We start from the raw sequence: 16,131 nt of genomic DNA, 5'->3' as shown, positions 1-16,131 counted from the left end.
CAGACGGCGCTACAGGGCGGGAGCGAATGATCAAGAAATTGCGGACTTTCCTGGCGTTCGCCCTGGTCGTCGTCGGCACGCTGGTTATGGTGCCGCTGCAACTCCTGTCGATGAAGACCGGGCTCTGGCCGGAGACGGTCGTCCTGAGGATCTGGCACGGCATGATCCTCAAGGCGCTCGGCATCCGCGTGCACGTCAAGGGCGCGCTGTCCAGGGAGCGCCCGTTGCTGGTCGCGGCAAACCACATCTCCTGGACCGACATCATGGTGCTCGGCTCCTTTGTCGATGTGAAGTTCATCGCCAGGGCCGACATGGAAGGCTGGCCGCTGATCGGCATGCTGTCCAAGCTGCAGCGCACCGTCTTCATCGAGCGCGAGCGCAAGCGCACCTCCGGCGACCAGGCGAGCGAGATCGCCAGGCGCATGGCCAATGGCGACGCGATGGTGCTGTTCGCTGAGGGCTCGACGGGCGACGGCAATCTGGTGCTGCCGTTCAAGAGCACTTTGTTCGGCGCGGCCTCGATGGCGATTTCCGAAGGGGCGGCAGAACAGGTTTTCATCCAGCCGGTGGCGATCGCCTACACGCGCGTCCATGGCGCGCCGATGGGCCGCCGCCACCGGCCGATCGCCGCCTGGATCGGCGACCAGGATCTGATGCCGCATCTGAAGGTGCTGCTTGCCGAAGGCGCGGTCGACGCCGAGGTGCATTTCGGCGATCCGGTGCCGTTCGCCAAGGGTTCGAACCGCAAGGAAACGGCACGGCTGATGGAAGCCAAGGTGCGCGAGATGATGCAGGCCGCGCTCGCCGACCCACGTCCCAGTCGCTAAAGGCGTCGCGATCTTTCAGATCCGCTCCGTGTGCTTTAGGTTTTGATTCTACGCATGTCTTTGTCCCGAAACCGGTTCCCACTTTCGGGAGACATGCTTTAGCGCATGGCCCGAAACCGGACGCGCGGCGCCCTGGACGGCCAGAATCGTCTGTTTTTTGTCACGGAAAGGCGCTAGAAGCCGGCCGATGGAATTGAACACGATCGAAAGCCACGGCATCGGCACGGCGCCGGAACATCAGCAGGCGCCAGCGACGGCCGCGAAAAAGGTCTTCGTCAAGACCTATGGCTGCCAGATGAATGTCTACGATTCCCAGCGCATGACCGATGCGCTGGCTGCCGACGGCTATGTCGCCACCGACGCTGTCGAGGACGCCGATCTGGTCCTGCTCAACACCTGCCATATCCGGGAAAAGGCGGCCGAAAAGGTCTATTCCGAACTTGGTCGCATCCGCGACATGAAGGCCGAGCGCGCCGAAATGGGGCGCGAGCTGCTGATCGGCGTCGCCGGTTGCGTGGCGCAGGCCGAGGGCGCCGAGATCATCCGCCGCGCGCCGGCGGTCGATCTGGTTATCGGCCCGCAGACCTATCACCGCCTGCCCGATGTGCTGGCCAGGGTCCGCGGCGGCCAGAAGATCGTCGAGACCGACTACGCCATCGAGGACAAGTTCGAGCATCTGCCGCAGCCGAAGCGTGCCGAGGTGGCCAAGCGCGGCGTCACTGCTTTCCTCACCGTCCAGGAGGGCTGCGACAAGTTCTGCACCTTCTGCGTCGTGCCTTATACGCGCGGCTCCGAAGTCTCGCGGCCGGTGGCCCAGATCGTCGCCGAGGCCGAGCGCCTGGCCGAGGCCGGCGTGCGCGAGGTGACGCTGCTCGGCCAGAACGTCAACGCCTGGCACGGCAAGGGCGAAAACGGCGAGGAATGGGGTCTTGGCCGCCTGCTTTTCCGGCTGGCGGAGATCCCGGGCCTGGCGCGGCTGCGTTACACCACCAGCCATCCTCGCGACATGGATGATGAGTTGATCGCGGCGCATCGCGACCTGCCCGCCTTGATGCCTTATCTGCATTTACCGGTGCAGTCGGGCTCCGACCGGATCTTGAAGGCGATGAACCGCAGGCACACGGCACGTGACTATCTGGTGCTCATCGAGCGCATCCGCGCGGCCCGCGGCGACATCGCCATGTCCGGCGACTTCATCGTCGGCTTCCCCGGCGAGACGGAAGCGGATTTCGAGGCGACGCTCGAGCTGGTGCGCGAGGTCAGTTACGCCTCGGCCTTCACGTTCAAATATTCGCCTCGTCCCGGCACCCCGGGCGCCGAAATGGACGGCCATCTGTCCGAGGCGGTGAAGGACGAGCGGCTGCAGCGGCTGCAGGCGCTGATCAACGAGCAGCAGCAGAGCTTCATCGCCAGCATGGTCGGCCGCACCGTCAGCACGCTGATCGAGAAGCCTGGCCGCCGCCCTGGGCAGAAAGTCGGCCGCTCGCCATGGCTGCAGCCCGTTATTGTTGACGACAAGGCCGGTGGAATCGGTGACATTATTGGCGTACGAATCACGAAGACAGGCCCCAACAGCCTGTTCGCCGAGTTGGCCTGATGCATGTCGCCCAAAAAATGCCCGCGCTATTGGGATGACGACATGCATAGCCACAAGCCTCGGCAGATGAGGAGAGACGGTTGAGCGCTGCTGAACTGAAGAATCCGCCCCAGAACCAGGCGTCCGGGGCTTCCGACATGGCGCACATCGTACTGACCTTCGACAACAACAAGCTTGCCAGCGCCCTCTACGGCCAGTTCGACGAGAATCTGGCCCGGCTCGAGCAAAAGCTCGGCGTCGATATCCGCTCGCGCGGCAACCAGCTTGCGATCAAGGGGACGGCGTCCGCTGCCGAGCAGGCGCGCCGCGCGCTGGACACGCTCTACGGCATTTTGCAGAAGGGCGCCGATATCGGCCAGTCCGACGTCGATGGCGCGGTGCGCATGGCGATCGCCGCCGACGACCAGCTGACGCTGCCGACCATGGAGCGCAAGGGCAAGGTTTCGGCCGCCCAGATCGCCACGCGCAAGCGCACGATCTACGCCCGTTCGCTCAACCAGGACGCCTATATGCGCGCGCTGGAGCGTTCCGAAATGGTCTTCGGCATCGGCCCGGCCGGCACCGGCAAGACCTATCTTGCGGTGGCCCATGCGGCGATGCTGCTCGAGCGCGGCATGGTCGAGCGCATCGTGCTCTCGCGCCCGGCGGTCGAGGCCGGCGAGCGGCTTGGCTTCCTGCCCGGCGACATGAAGGAGAAGGTCGATCCGTATCTGAGGCCCCTTTACGACGCGCTCTATGACATGATGCCGGCCGACAAGGTCGAGCGGGCGATTGCCGCCGAGGTCATCGAGATCGCGCCTTTGGCTTTCATGCGCGGCCGCACGCTGGCGCATGCGGCGGTGATCCTCGACGAGGCGCAAAACACCACGCCGATGCAGATGAAGATGTTCCTGACCCGTCTCGGCGAGAATTCGCGCATGATCGTCACCGGCGATCCGACCCAGATCGACCTGCCGCCCAACACCAAGTCGGGCCTGGTCGAGGCGCTGCGCATCCTCGACGGCGTGCCGGGCATCGTCACGGTCCGCTTCAATGAGGGCGACGTGGTGCGGCATCCGCTGGTCGCCGAGATCGTCAAGGCCTATGACCGCGACGGCAAGCTGGCCAGAGGGCTCGGCGCCGAAAGCTGATCGAAGGCCAAATGGCTGAAAATCCGGAATCCAGCGGCGCGACGCCGGTCGACATCGATATTTTCGTCGAGGCCGGCGACTGGCCTGCCGAGGCTGCGCTGACGCGCCTCGTCGATCGGGCCGTCGCGGCCGCCTTTGCCGAAACCGGCACGAAGGGCGCTTCCGAGCTCAGCATCGTTTTTTCCGACGATGCCCATATCCAGACCCTCAACGCCGAATGGCGTGGCAAGGATAAACCAACCAACGTCTTGTCTTTCCCGGCTTTTTCCTTCCCGAAAGGCGGCAAGCTGCCGCCGATGCTGGGCGACATAGTGCTGGCCTCGGAGACGGTCGCGCGCGAGGCTGCCCTGGAAGACAAGCCGCTGGCGAACCATATCACCCATCTCGTCATCCATGGCCTGCTGCATCTTCTTGGCCATGATCACGAGACCGACGCCGAGGCCGAGGAGATGGAAGCGATCGAGCGCGCGGCGCTTGCGAGGCTTGCCATTCCCGATCCCTACGCGTAACAAAAAAAGACCAATTGACCTGATGACGATGAACGACAAACCAGAGACTGCCGCCCGTCCGGACGCCGGCAGTGCGGCCAAGCCTTCCGAGAAATCGGAAGAGGGCTCCAGTCCGAGTATTCCGACCGGCAGCGTGGCCGTCGAGCCTGCGCATGCCGGTCCCTCGCTCTTCGATCGCGTGCTTGGTCTGTTCCGGCATCGCAACGGCACCAACCTGCGCGAGGAGATCGCCGGCGCGCTGGCCGAGACGGCGAGCGACGCCGAATCCTTCTCGCCCGGCGAGCGCGCCATGCTCAACAACATCCTGCGGCTGCGCGAAGTGCGCGTCGAGGATGTGATGGTGCCGCGCGCCGACATCGAGGCGGTCGAGATCAACACCAATCTTGGTGATCTGCTTGGCCTGTTCGAACAGTCCGGCCATTCCCGCATGCCGGTCTATTCCGAAACGCTCGACGACCCGCGCGGCATGGTCCACATCCGCGACGTGCTCGCCCACATCACCAAGCTCGCCCGCGTCAAGAAAGGCCGCGCGAGCAGGAAGGCCCCGGCGCCGACGGTCCTCGATCTCGCCCAGGTCGACCTCGCGCGCACCATCGGCGATCTCGATCTGATCCGCCCGGTGCTCTTCGTGCCGCCCTCGATGCTTGCTTCCGACCTGATGGGGCGCATGCAGACGACACGCACCCAGATGGCGCTGGTCATCGACGAATATGGCGGCACCGACGGCCTCGCCTCGCTGGAGGACATCGTCGAGATGGTGGTCGGCGACATCGAGGACGAGCACGACGACGACGAGCCGATGATCACCCAGACCGGCGACGGCGTGTTCGTCGTCGACGGCAAGGCCGAGATCGACGAGGTCGCCAAGATGATCGGCGAGGACTTCGCCGCCGGCGAGCATGGCGAATATGTCGACACCATCGGCGGCATGATCTTCAACACGCTGGGTCGGGTCCCGGCCAGGGGCGAAGTGGTGCAGGCCATACCGGGCTTCGAGTTCCACGTGCTCGACGCCGACCCGCGCCGCGTCAAGCGGGTGCGCATCGTGCAGAGCCCGAAGGGCGAACGGCAGCGGCGCCGCGCGGCGCGCACCGAGCAGGCCTGATATCGTCGCGCCATGCCGGTCGGCGACCCGTTCAAGCACGCAGTCCTCGGTTCAGGCGTCTTCTATCGAAATCCGCGCGCGGCTTTGGCCTGGCTGCAGGCAGCATTCGGTTTCGAGCCCAGCATGGTGGTGAGCGATACGGACGGGCAGCTCATCCATGCCGAAATGCGGTTCGGCGACGGCTACATCATCGTCGATTCCGAATGGGCCGGGCACATTGCCAGCCCCGCTTCTGTCGGCGGCAAGAACACGCAGTCGGTCTACATCCGTTTGAAGGACGACATCGACGCCCATTGCGAAAAGGCACGCGCGGCGGGGCTGAAATCCTCGAAGAGCCGGCCGATCATTTCTATGGCGAGCGCCAATACCGCGCTCGCGACCCCGAGGGCCATGTTTGGACCTTCACGCAGACCATGCGCGTGGTGTCCAAGGACGAGGCGGAGCAAATGAGCGGTCTGCGCATCGAAGGCTGGCATAGATAGCGCGACCGTGAATTAGGTTGCGCTCATCCGTGTTTGGAGCCGGCGGCTCGGCCTGTTAAATCTCTGGCTGCCTGATTCGTGCGACTTGGGAAGCTAGATGCAGCGCTTTGCCGGCCGGATAATTCTGCTGTGGGGATGGCGGCGGGCGCTGGTGGCGTTTGGCGCCGGAGCCCTCGCTGTCCTCGCCCAGGCGCCCTACGATTTCTTCGCCGTCTGCTTCGTCTCGTTTCCGGTGCTTGTCTGGCTGCTCGACGGCGCCACCGGCGAAGCCTCCGACGGCTGGCTCAAACGCCTGCGGCCGGCCTTCGCTATCGGTTGGTGGTTCGGCTTCGGCTATTTCCTTTCCGGCCTCTGGTGGATCGGTCAGGCGCTCCTGGTCGAGGCCGACAGCTTCGCCTGGGCCTTGCCTTTCGCCGTGGTCGGGATCCCCTTCGGGCTCGCCTTTTTCTACGGCTTTGCGGCGGTCGTGGCGCGGCTTTTCTGGAGCAGCGATATCGGCCGCATCGCGGCACTCGCCTTCGGCTTCGGCCTTGCCGAATGGCTGCGCGATTTTCTCTTCACCGGCTTTCCCTGGAATGCCGTCGGCTATGCCGCGATGCCGGTGCCGCTCCTGATGCAGAGCGTGTCGGTGACGGGCATGATCGGCATGAACGCGCTCGCCGTCTTCGTCTTTTCCTTGCCGGCGCTTGTCGCCGCGCGCCGGCATCTCAGGCTGGGCTTGGCCTTGTTCGTCATCCTCGTCGCCGCTCACGTCGGCTTCGGCTATTTCAGGCTCGTCGTCCCGGCCGAGCCGGCCACCAGCTCGATCGATGTCCGCATCGTCCAGCCCGCCGTCGATCTCAGCGAGAAATGGGACGCCTCGGTGCGTGACCGCATCTTCGCCACGCTGATGGGGATTTCGGCGAAGGCGCCGGAGCAGGGCCATGCAAAGCCGCAATTGATTCTGTGGCCGGAGACGTCGGTGCCGTTCCTGTTCACCGAGCGTCCGGACGCGTTGACGGCGCTGGGTGACATGCTGGGCGACGGCCAAATGCTGATTGCCGGCGTGGTGCGCGAGGAGGGCGGCTCGGGGAGCGCCGGCAGCCGCTATTACAATTCCGTGGTGGCGATCGACGACAAGGGCGAGATCGTCGACGCGGTCGACAAGGTGCATCTGGTACCGTTCGGCGAATATCTGCCTTTTGGGGGGCTGTTCGAGCGTTTCGGCATAGGCCAGTTCGTTGCCGGGCCGATGAACTTCGCCGCCGGCAACGAGCGGCATCCAATCGCGGTGCCGAACGGCCTGCGGGCGGCTCCCTTCATCTGTTATGAGGTCATCTTTCCTGACCTTGTGGCGGTTGATGCGGCATCATCTGAACTTGTCGTGAACGTCACCAACGACGCCTGGTTTGGCGACACGCCAGGCCCCTATCAGCACTTCAGGCAGGCGCAGATTCGCGCGGTGGAGAACGGATTGCCTTTGTTGCGCGCGGCCAACAACGGCATCTCCGCCGTTGTTGATTCGCGCGGGCGCATTGTCGATGCGCTGGCGCTCGACGCGCGCGGCGCCATCGATGCGCATGTCCCGGTTTCTGGGCGCGCCCTCCTGACCGCCGGCCAGCGCCGAATTAACGGATTGCTGATCATGTTGCTCTTTGCCCTCGCGGCCCTCACATTGAATGTAAGGCAGCGGCTACGGGTGAATTGACAGTCGGCACATTAGAAACTCATACTGTAACGCCTAAAATTTTCTCGAAGTCGGCTGGAGGGGTCTGTTGGGGCAGGTGGCTCCGGCTTCGTTTGGGCGGCAAAAATAGAAAAAGCCGGAAAAATTCGGCGAGGAAAAAATGACAGAAGAGAACAAGAAGAAGCCGAATCCGATCGATATCCATGTCGGGAGTCGTATTCGGCTGCGTCGCAATATGCTTGGAATGAGCCAGGAAAAGCTGGGTGAAAATCTCGGCATCACGTTTCAACAGATACAGAAGTACGAAAAGGGGACGAACAGGGTCGGAGCCAGTCGTTTGCAGGCGATCGCATCCATTCTGAGCGTCCCCGTCGCCTTCTTCTTCGAAGACGCCCCGGGGCAGGAGGCCGGGGCCGGCAATCGAGGATTCGCCGAGGATGCTTCGATGGCGTTCGCCATCGAATTCTGCGGCAGCCCGGAGGGGCTTCAGCTCAATCGTGCGTTCGTCAAGATTCCCGACGTCAAGGTGCGTCGCCGGATCATCGATCTTGTGAAGTCCCTTTCGCCGGACGACGCCGACTGAACCCGGGCCCATGTCGCCGGCGGTCCTGCCGCCGGTGGCACAAGCTGATTGCGTCGATAGTCATGCCAGATCCGTCGCGCCGCTTGACGAGCAGCGCCCGGCACCGCTAACACGTGGCGCGCCAAAAATCGGCAGCCCTGCCGATCTTTTTTCAAGAGGGGACACCCGTGACGCGGCAGAACTATCTCTTCACCTCGGAATCCGTCTCTGAGGGCCATCCCGACAAGGTCTGTGACCGTATCTCCGACGAGATCGTCGATCTCGTCTATCGTGAAGCCAAGAAGACGGGCATGGACCCGTGGAAGGTGCGCGTCGCCTGCGAGACGCTGGCCACCACCAACCGCGTCGTCATCGCCGGCGAGGTCAGGGTTCCCGAGACGCTGCTGAAGAAGGACAAGGCCGGCAACATCCTCAAGGATGCGGCGGGTCACCCGATCGTCAATCCGACCAAGTTCAAGTCGATCGCCCGCAAGGCGATCCGCGAGATCGGCTACGAGCAGGCAGGCTTCCACTGGAAGACAGCCAAGATCGAAGTGCTGCTGCACGGCCAGTCGCCCGACATCGGCCAGGGCGTCGACAATGCCGCCGACCGACAGGGCGAGGAAGGTGCCGGCGACCAGGGCATCATGTTCGGCTACGCCTGCCGCGAGACGCCGGACCTGATGCCGGCGCCGATCTATTACAGCCACAAGATCCTCGAATTGCTCGCCGCGGCGCGCCATGGAGGCAATGGCGAGGCCGGCAAGCTCGGCCCCGATGCCAAGAGCCAGGTCACCGTGCGCTATGCCGACGGCAAGGCCGCGGAAGTGACGCAGATCGTGCTTTCCACCCAGCATCTCGATTCGAGCTGGGATTCCAAGAAGGTGCGCAAGGTCGTCGAACCCTACATCATCGAGGCGCTTGGCGATCTCAAGGTCGCCGAGGACTGCAACTGGTACATCAACCCGACCGGCAAATTCGTCATCGGCGGACCTGACGGCGACGCCGGCCTCACCGGCCGCAAGATCATCGTCGATACCTACGGCGGCGCGGCGCCGCACGGCGGCGGCGCCTTCTCCGGCAAGGACACCACCAAGGTCGACCGTTCGGCAGCCTATGCGGCGCGCTATCTGGCAAAGAACGTAGTGGCGGCCAAGCTCGCCGACCGCTGCACCATCCAGCTATCCTACGCCATCGGCGTCGCCCAGCCGCTGTCGGTCTATGTCGACCTGCATGGCACCGGCAAGGTCGACGAGGCCAGGCTCGAGGAGGCGCTGCGCAAGGTGATGGACCTGTCGCCGTCCGGCATCCGCCGTCACCTCGACCTTAACAAGCCGATCTACGCCAAGACCTCGTCCTATGGCCATTTCGGCCGCAAGGCTGGTCGCGACGGTTCCTTCTCCTGGGAGAAGACTGACCTCGCCAAGGCGCTCAAGGACGCGGTCGCCGCCTGACACAAGTAGACCCGAAGGACCGGCCGAGCCGCGCGACCGAAGGATTTTTCGGCCGCCGGCACGGCAAGACCATTCGCCCGCAGCAGGCTGCGGCGCTGGAAAGCGGCCTGCGCGCCTACAGGCTCGACCTGTCGGCGGAGGCGCCGGCGGACCTCGCAACGCTGTTCAAGGCAGACGTTTCAGCCCTCCAGCTCGAGATCGGCTTCGGCGGCGGCGAGCATCTGTTGCATCGCGCGACGGAAGCGCCGGCGACCGGCTTCATCGGCGTCGAGCCGTTCGTCAACGGCATGGCCAAGATGATGACGGCGCTCGGCAAGCGCCCGCTCGCCAATCTGAGGGTCTATGACGACGACGCCACGCGCCTGCTCGACTGGCTGCCGCCGGCCTCGCTCGACGGCATCGACCTGCTTTATCCCGACCCATGGCCGAAGAAGAAGCACTGGAAGCGGCGCTTCGTCAGTCGCGCCAACCTCGACCGGTTCGCCCGGGTGCTGAAAGCGGGCGGCAGGTTCCGCTTCGCGTCCGATATCGACAGCTATGTGAACTGGACGCTGCTTGCCTGCCGCGACCACGGCGCCTTCGCCTGGCAGGCGAGCGAGGCCGCCGACTGGCACAAACCCTATGAGGGCTGGCCCGGCACGCGCTACGAGGCAAAGGCCATCCGCGAGGGAAGGCGGCCCGCCTATCTGACCTTTACCCGGAAGTAGCTCGAAAATTTCATGGGGGCCGGAGCGCCCGGTTGTCCGCGGCTCAGAAGCGGCCGATCCTGTCGAAGGCGGTCGGGTCGATACCGAGCTTCTTCAGGTCGCTGTGACGCGGCTTCCGGCCGGCCTCGACCGCCCGCGATGCGGCAGCCGCTCTGCCGAAAGTGCCAAAAAAATCACTGATTACGAAAAACAGCCCACGGTCCATGACAAATACCCTTCGCGCGCAACCGCGCGCGGCCTTTCCTTTTGCGAGGCAACATAAATAGCTCCTGGCAGGCGCCAATCACAGAGGTGCCGGCGCATAGCCGTTATGCTCCAGAGGCAATGCTCGCCCGCTGCGGTGAAGTTTGGGCCGGCGCCACTCACAGGCTTGAAACGCCGGTCGGGATCGTCTATATCAGCCTCAAATTCTTGGTCGGTATGACGAAGAGTGGGTCCACCCGGTCCCGCTCTTTTTTGTTACCTGCCGGCCGGAGCGACAAAGCGACAGGAATCTTATGACCGCAGCGGCAGGCGAAGCCGACGACCGTATCATCCGCGAAAGCGGCATCGATGCGCGCATTGCGCTGGTTGTGCAGCCGGTGCTCAAGGCCATCGGCTTCCGCCTCGTGCGGGTGCAACTGACCGGCCAGAACGGGCTGACGCTGCAGATCATGGCCGAGCGCGAGGACGGCACCATGACCGTCGAGGACTGCGAAGAGGTCAGCCGCGCCGTGTCGCCGGCGCTCGATGTCGAAGATCCGATCGAAAAGGCGTATCATCTCGAAGTGTCGTCGCCGGGCATCGACCGGCCGCTGGTGCGCAAATCGGATTTCACCACCTGGGCCGGCCATCTGATCAAGATGGAGACGTCGGTCCTCATCGGCGACCGCAAGCGCTTCAAGGGCAAGATTGCCGAGGCGGACGCCGACGGCATCCTGCTGGAGCGCGACAAGGCGGCCTATGGCGAAGAGCCGACGGTGCGCGTGCCCTATGATGCGATTGCGGAGGCGCGGCTCGTGCTGACCGACGATCTTATCCGCGAGGCCCTGTCGAAGGACAACAGGGCCCGCAAGGAAGCAAAGAAACGCCGGGGCGAAGCGGAAGATGCCGCTGCCGGCGAAGGAAACGAAACCGAACAGGAAAGTTGATCGAGCTCCAGGGACGGGTGCCCGGAGCGAAGTCGGGAGAAAGACAATGGTTGTAAGCGCCAACAGGCTCGAACTGCTGCAGATCGCCGATGCGGTCGCGCGTGAAAAGTCGATCGACAAGTCGATCGTCATCGCCGCCATGGCCGATGCGATCCAGAAGGCGGCGCGCTCGCGTTATGGTCAGGAAACCAACATCCGCGCCGACATCAATCCCAACACGGGCGAGATGAAGCTGCAGCGGCTGATGGAAGTGGTCGAGAAGGTCGAGGATTACGCGACGCAGATCGCCCTTTCCACGGCGCGCGAGCGCAACCCCGACGCCCAACTCGGCGACTTCATCGCCGAGCAGCTGCCGCCCATGGATTTCGGCCGCATCGCCGCGCAGTCGGCCAAGCAGGTCATCGTCCAGAAGGTGCGCGAAGCCGAGCGGGATCGTCAGTATGACGAATACAAGGACCGCATCGGCGAGATCGTCAACGGCACCGTCAAGCGCGTCGAATACGGCAACGTCATCGTCGACCTCGGCCGCGGCGAGGCGATTATCCGCCGTGACGAGCTGATCCCGCGCGAGAACTACAAGTATGGCGACCGTGTCCGCGCCTATGTCTATGACGTGCGCCGCGAGCAGCGCGGCCCGCAGATCTTCCTGTCGCGCACGCATCCGCAGTTCATGGCCAAGCTCTTCACCATGGAAGTGCCGGAAATCTACGACGGCATCATCGAGATCAAGTCGGTCGCCCGCGATCCGGGCTCGCGCGCCAAGATCGCCGTCATCTCGCGCGACAGCTCGATCGATCCGGTCGGCGCCTGCGTCGGCATGCGCGGCAGCCGCGTCCAGGCGGTGGTCGGCGAGCTGCAGGGCGAGAAGATCGACATCATTCCGTGGTCGCCTTCGGCCGCCTCCTTCATCGTCAACGCGCTGCAGCCGGCCGAAGTCGCCAAGGTGGTGCTCGACGAGGATGCCGAGCGCATCGAGGTGGTGGTGCCGGACGATCAGCTGTCGCTGGCCATCGGCCGTCGCGGCCAGAACGTGCGCCTTGCCTCGCAGCTCACCGGCTGGGACATCGACATCCTGACCGAGCAGGAAGAGAGCGAGCGCCGTCAGAAGGAATTCGTCGAGCGTTCGGCGCTGTTCATGGAGGCCCTCGACGTCGACGAGATGGTCGGCCAGGTGCTTGCCTCCGAAGGCTTCACCAGCGTCGAGGAGGTCGCCTATGTCGATTCCAGCGAGATTTCCTCGATCGACGGCTTCGACGAGGACACCGCGTCGGAAATCCAGACCCGCGCCCGCGAATATCTCGAAAAGATCGAGGCCGAGCACGACGAGAAGCGCAAGGCGCTCGGCGTCAAGGACGAGCTGCGCGAGATTCCCGGCATCACCACGGCCATGATGGTGACGCTTGGCGAGGACGGCGTGAAGACGATCGAGGACTTCGCCGGCTATGCCGCCGACGACCTGATCGGCTGGAAGGAACGCAAGGACGGCGAGACCAAGGTGTTTCCGGGCGTGCTCGCCGATCACGGCGTCTCGCGCGCCGAAGCCGAAGAGATGGTGCTGGCCGCTCGCAAGAAGGCTGGCTGGATCTCCGAGGAAGAACTGGCCGCTGAGGAAGAAGCGGCTGACGAAACCGTCGGTGCGTGAGGTGAACGCGCATCGCAAAGCCCGTGGACGAGATGAACGATCGCACCTGCATCGTTACGCGCAGGCAGGCCGAAGCGGATGAACTGATCCGCTTCGTCGTCGGCCCGGATTCGGCCGTCGTTCCGGACATCAAGAGAAATCTGCCCGGCCGCGGTTGCTGGGTCACCGCCGATCGCCTACATATCGAAAAGGCAGTGGCGAAGAATCTGTTCGCGCGCGCCTTCAAGGCGCAGGTCGCCGTTCCCGCTGATCTCGGCGGCATGGTCGACAGCCTACTCTCCAGATCCGCTCTGGGCATGTTGGGTCTTGCTCGCAAGGCCGGAGCGGTCGTTCTTGGCGCCGCCAAGGTGGAGGCTGCCGTGCGCGACGGGCAGGCGCTCTTCGTGCTGCATGCGGCCGAAGCCTCGGACGATGGCGTCCGCAAGATCAGTCAGGCGCGGCGGGCGACCGTCCATCTCGGCGGCCCCGCCATCCTTGCCTACAAACTTTTCCCCGAGGCCGAGTTGAGCTTGGCATTGGGGGGTACAAATGTGATACATGCTGCCGTCCTCGCGCAGGACGCGGGAAAGGCGGTTGAGAAGCGCATGGTCGCGCTCGACCGGTATCGGGGCGGAACCCCGGACGATTTGGCAATGCTTGCGGCCGTTGCTGACGAAGATGATGCCGCAGAGGATATGGAATGAGCGATACGAAATCGGGCGACGACAAGACGTTGAGCGTTACGCCGAAGAAGACCTTGACGCTGAAGCGTCCCGGCCTCGAACAGGGCACCGTGCGGCAGAATTTCTCGCACGGCCGCACCAAGTCGGTCGTGGTCGAGACCAAGAAGCGGAAGTTCTCGCTGCCTGGCGACAAGCCGGAGCCGGTGGCGCCGTCCGTCTTCACGCCGAAGCCCGCCGCCGCGGCACCCGCGCGCGCCGTACCGGAAGCGCCGAAGGCGCCGCCCCCGCCGCCGGAACGCTCCGGCATGGTGCTGAACGAATTGTCGCGCGGCGAGATGGAAGCGCGCCGCAAGGCGCTCGAAGGCTCCAAGGCGCGTGAGATCGAGGATCGCCAGCGCGCCCAGGAAGAGGCCAAGCGCCGCGCCGAGGAAGAAGAGCGCCGCAAGCGCGAGCGCGAGGAATCCGCGCGCCGCCAGGCCGAGGAAGAGGCGCGCCTTCAGGCTGAGGCCGAGTCCCGCCGCCGCGCCGAGGAAGAGGCCCGCCGCCGCGCGCCGGTGGCCGCTGACCTTGCCCCGGCCGATGACGACGAAGAGGTCAAGCCGCGGCGTGCCGGCGCCGGCAGCGGTGGTGGTGCAGGTGCGCCCGCCCGCCGCCTGGCGACGCCCGAGGTGGCGCGCCCGGCCAAGCCCACCAAGGGCGAGGAAGACCGCCGCCGCGGCAAGCTGACGCTGAATTCGGCGCTTTCCGACGAGGATGCGCGCGGTCGTTCGCTGTCGTCGATGCGACGCCGCCAGGAAAAGTTCAAACGCGCGCTGCACAACGAGCCGCGCGAGAAAGTCATGCGTGAAGTGATCCTGCCCGAAACCATCACCATCCAGGAACTGGCGCAGCGCATGTCCGAGCGCGCCGTGGACGTGGTCAAGTTCTTCATGAAGCAGGGCCAGATCCTGAAGCCGGGCGACGTCATCGACGCCGACACGGCCGAGCTGGTCGCTTCCGAATTCGGCCATACGGTGCGCCGCGTCGCCGAATCCGACATCGAGGAAGGCCTGTTCAACATCGCCGATCGTGCGGAAGACCTGGTGTCGCGTCCGCCCGTGGTGACCATCATGGGCCATGTCGATCACGGCAAGACCTCGCTGCTCGACGCCATCCGCAACGCCAATGTCGTCTCCGGCGAGGCCGGCGGCATCACCCAGCACATCGGCGCCTATCAGGTCGACAAGAACGGTCAGAAGATCACCTTCATCGACACGCCCGGCCACGCCGCCTTCACCGCCATGCGCGCCCGCGGCGCCCAGGTGACCGACATCGCCGTGCTGGTGGTGGCGGCCGACGACAGCGTGATGCCGCAGACGATCGAATCGATCAATCACGCCAAGGCGGCCGGCGTGCCGATCATCGTGGCGATCAACAAGATCGACAAGCGCGACGCCGACCCGCAGAAGGTGCGCGCCGAGCTCCTGCGCCACGAAGTGTTCGTCGAATCGATGGGCGGCGAGGTGCTGGACGTCGAAGTGTCGGCGACCAAGGGCACCAACATCGACAAGCTGCTCGAGGCCATCCTGCTGCAGGCCGAAATCCTCGACCTCAAGGCCAACCCCGACCGTACCGCCGAAGGCGCGGTCATCGAGGCCAAGCTGGACAAGGGCCGTGGTCCGGTCGCCACCGTGCTGGTGCAGACCGGCACGCTGATGCCGGGCGACATCATTGTCGCCGGCAACGAATGGGGTCGTGTCCGTGCGCTGGTCAACGATCGCGGCGAGCATGTTCCTGAAGCGCCGCCAGCGATGCCGGTTGAGGTGCTCGGCCTCCAGGGCACGCCGCAGGCAGGCGACCGCTTCGCCGTCGTCAACAACGAGGCGCGTGCGCGTGAGATCACCGAATACCGTCAGCGCCTGGCGCGCGAGAAGGCGGTGGCAAGGCATGCCGGCCAGCGCGGCTCGCTCGAGCAGATGATGTCGCAGTTGCAGACGAGCGGGCTCAAGGAATTCCCGCTGGTCATCAAGGGCGACGTGCAGGGCTCGATCGAGGCGATCAATGCCGCGCTCGAAAAGCTCGGCAACGACGAGGTGCGCGCGCGCATCGTCCACGCCGGTGCCGGCGGTATTACCGAAAGCGACGTCTCGCTTGCCGAGACCTCGGGCGCGGCGATCATCGGCTTCAACGTCCGCGCTAACGCGCAGGCGCGCGCCGCCGCGGCGGCCGCGGGCATCGAGATCCGCTACTACTCGATCATCTACAACCTGGTCGATGACGTGAAGGCGGCCCTCTCCGGCATGCTCTCGCCGGAGCGGCGCGAGACCTTCATCGGCAATGCGGAGATCCTCGAGATCTTCGACATCTCGAAGGTCGGCAAGATCGCCGGCTGCCGTATCACCGAAGGCAAGGTCGAGCGCGGCGCCGGCGTCCGCCTGATCCGCGACAACGTCGTCGTGCATGAAGGCACGCTGAAGACGCTCAAGCGCTTCAAGGACGAGGTTTCGGAAGTGCCGGTCGGCCAGGAATGCGGCATGGCGTTCCAGAACTACGAGGACATGCGCGTCGGCGACGTCATCGAGTGCTTCCGCGTCGAGATGGTGAGCAGGACGCTCTAAATTCGGATATAATCGCCGAATGACCAGGGCGGCGGCCGAAAGGCTGCCGCCCAGAGACTTG

At 64.7% G+C, this 16,131-nt stretch carries 14 protein-coding genes and 1 pseudogene; 14 read left to right on the top strand and 1 reads right to left on the bottom strand.

The genetic code is table 11. The features are described from left to right. Positions 1 to 26 precede the first annotated feature (26 nt). From EN853_RS02770 to EN853_RS02725, 10 genes and pseudogenes are all read left to right on the top strand, one after another. Positions 27 to 827, top strand: coding sequence for a 1-acyl-sn-glycerol-3-phosphate acyltransferase (locus tag EN853_RS02770; protein WP_127857744.1), 801 nt, complete (start codon positions 27 to 29; stop codon positions 825 to 827). A gap of 187 nt (positions 828 to 1,014) precedes the next feature. After that, positions 1,015 to 2,424, top strand: coding sequence for a tRNA (N6-isopentenyl adenosine(37)-C2)-methylthiotransferase MiaB (miaB, locus tag EN853_RS02765; protein WP_127857743.1), 1,410 nt, complete (start codon positions 1,015 to 1,017; stop codon positions 2,422 to 2,424). A gap of 137 nt (positions 2,425 to 2,561) precedes the next feature. Then, entirely contained in the window at positions 2,562 to 3,554 is a 993-nt protein-coding gene (locus tag EN853_RS02760; protein ID WP_241855517.1) for a PhoH family protein, read from the top strand. A gap of 11 nt (positions 3,555 to 3,565) precedes the next feature. Next, a complete protein-coding gene (ybeY, locus tag EN853_RS02755) occupies positions 3,566 to 4,063 on the top strand; it encodes an rRNA maturation RNase YbeY (protein ID WP_127857741.1) in 498 nt (165 codons plus the stop codon). Between the two features lie 28 nt (positions 4,064 to 4,091). Then, positions 4,092 to 5,168 (top strand): hemolysin family protein, encoded by a 1,077-nt coding sequence (locus tag EN853_RS02750; protein WP_127857740.1) that lies wholly within the window; start codon positions 4,092 to 4,094, stop codon positions 5,166 to 5,168. Positions 5,169 to 5,180: 12 nt separating this feature from the next. Beyond that, positions 5,181 to 5,650, top strand: a pseudogene (locus EN853_RS02745) (VOC family protein). A gap of 97 nt (positions 5,651 to 5,747) precedes the next feature. Then, a complete protein-coding gene (gene lnt, locus EN853_RS02740; protein WP_127857739.1) occupies positions 5,748 to 7,337 on the top strand; it encodes an apolipoprotein N-acyltransferase in 1,590 nt (529 codons plus the stop codon). A gap of 139 nt (positions 7,338 to 7,476) precedes the next feature. Then, positions 7,477 to 7,899 (top strand): helix-turn-helix transcriptional regulator, encoded by a 423-nt coding sequence (locus EN853_RS02735; protein ID WP_127857738.1) that lies wholly within the window; start codon positions 7,477 to 7,479, stop codon positions 7,897 to 7,899. A gap of 167 nt (positions 7,900 to 8,066) precedes the next feature. Next, a complete protein-coding gene (gene metK / locus EN853_RS02730; protein ID WP_127857737.1) occupies positions 8,067 to 9,332 on the top strand; it encodes a methionine adenosyltransferase in 1,266 nt (421 codons plus the stop codon). Continuing rightward, the gene (locus tag EN853_RS02725; RefSeq protein ID WP_127857736.1) at positions 9,329 to 10,039 is read left to right on the top strand and encodes a tRNA (guanosine(46)-N(7))-methyltransferase TrmB; all 711 of its coding nucleotides are present in this window, start codon (positions 9,329 to 9,331) and stop codon (positions 10,037 to 10,039) included. The genes metK and EN853_RS02725 overlap by 4 nt, the downstream gene beginning before the upstream one ends. Before the next feature lie 43 nt (positions 10,040 to 10,082). Here EN853_RS02725 and EN853_RS33835 read toward each other — a convergent pair whose 3' ends face one another. Continuing rightward, positions 10,083 to 10,244: a hypothetical protein gene (locus EN853_RS33835; RefSeq protein WP_167524356.1), complete on the bottom strand. Its 162-nt coding sequence runs from the start codon at positions 10,242 to 10,244 to the stop codon at positions 10,083 to 10,085. 292 nt (positions 10,245 to 10,536) lie between these two features. Between EN853_RS33835 and rimP the strand changes: the two genes are divergently transcribed. Genes rimP through infB form a run of 4 tightly spaced genes read left to right on the top strand, consistent with a single transcriptional unit; the run spans position 10,537 to position 16,070 of the window. Then, entirely contained in the window at positions 10,537 to 11,169 is a 633-nt protein-coding gene (gene rimP, locus EN853_RS02720; protein WP_127857735.1) for a ribosome maturation factor RimP, read from the top strand. A gap of 46 nt (positions 11,170 to 11,215) precedes the next feature. Continuing rightward, complete coding sequence (nusA, locus tag EN853_RS02715; RefSeq protein ID WP_127857734.1) at positions 11,216 to 12,811, top strand: transcription termination factor NusA; 1,596 nt, start codon at positions 11,216 to 11,218, stop codon at positions 12,809 to 12,811. Positions 12,812 to 12,843: 32 nt separating this feature from the next. Beyond that, positions 12,844 to 13,494: an RNA-binding protein gene (locus tag EN853_RS02710; RefSeq protein WP_127857733.1), complete on the top strand. Its 651-nt coding sequence runs from the start codon at positions 12,844 to 12,846 to the stop codon at positions 13,492 to 13,494. Next, positions 13,491 to 16,070 (top strand): translation initiation factor IF-2, encoded by a 2,580-nt coding sequence (gene infB, locus EN853_RS02705; protein WP_127857732.1) that lies wholly within the window; start codon positions 13,491 to 13,493, stop codon positions 16,068 to 16,070. The genes EN853_RS02710 and infB overlap by 4 nt, the downstream gene beginning before the upstream one ends. Positions 16,071 to 16,131: the final 61 nt, after the last annotated feature.

Source organism: Mesorhizobium sp. M1C.F.Ca.ET.210.01.1.1, assembly GCF_004791585.1.
GTDB lineage: Bacteria > Pseudomonadota > Alphaproteobacteria > Rhizobiales > Rhizobiaceae > Mesorhizobium.
This window is presented reverse-complemented; position numbering and strand designations above follow the sequence as displayed.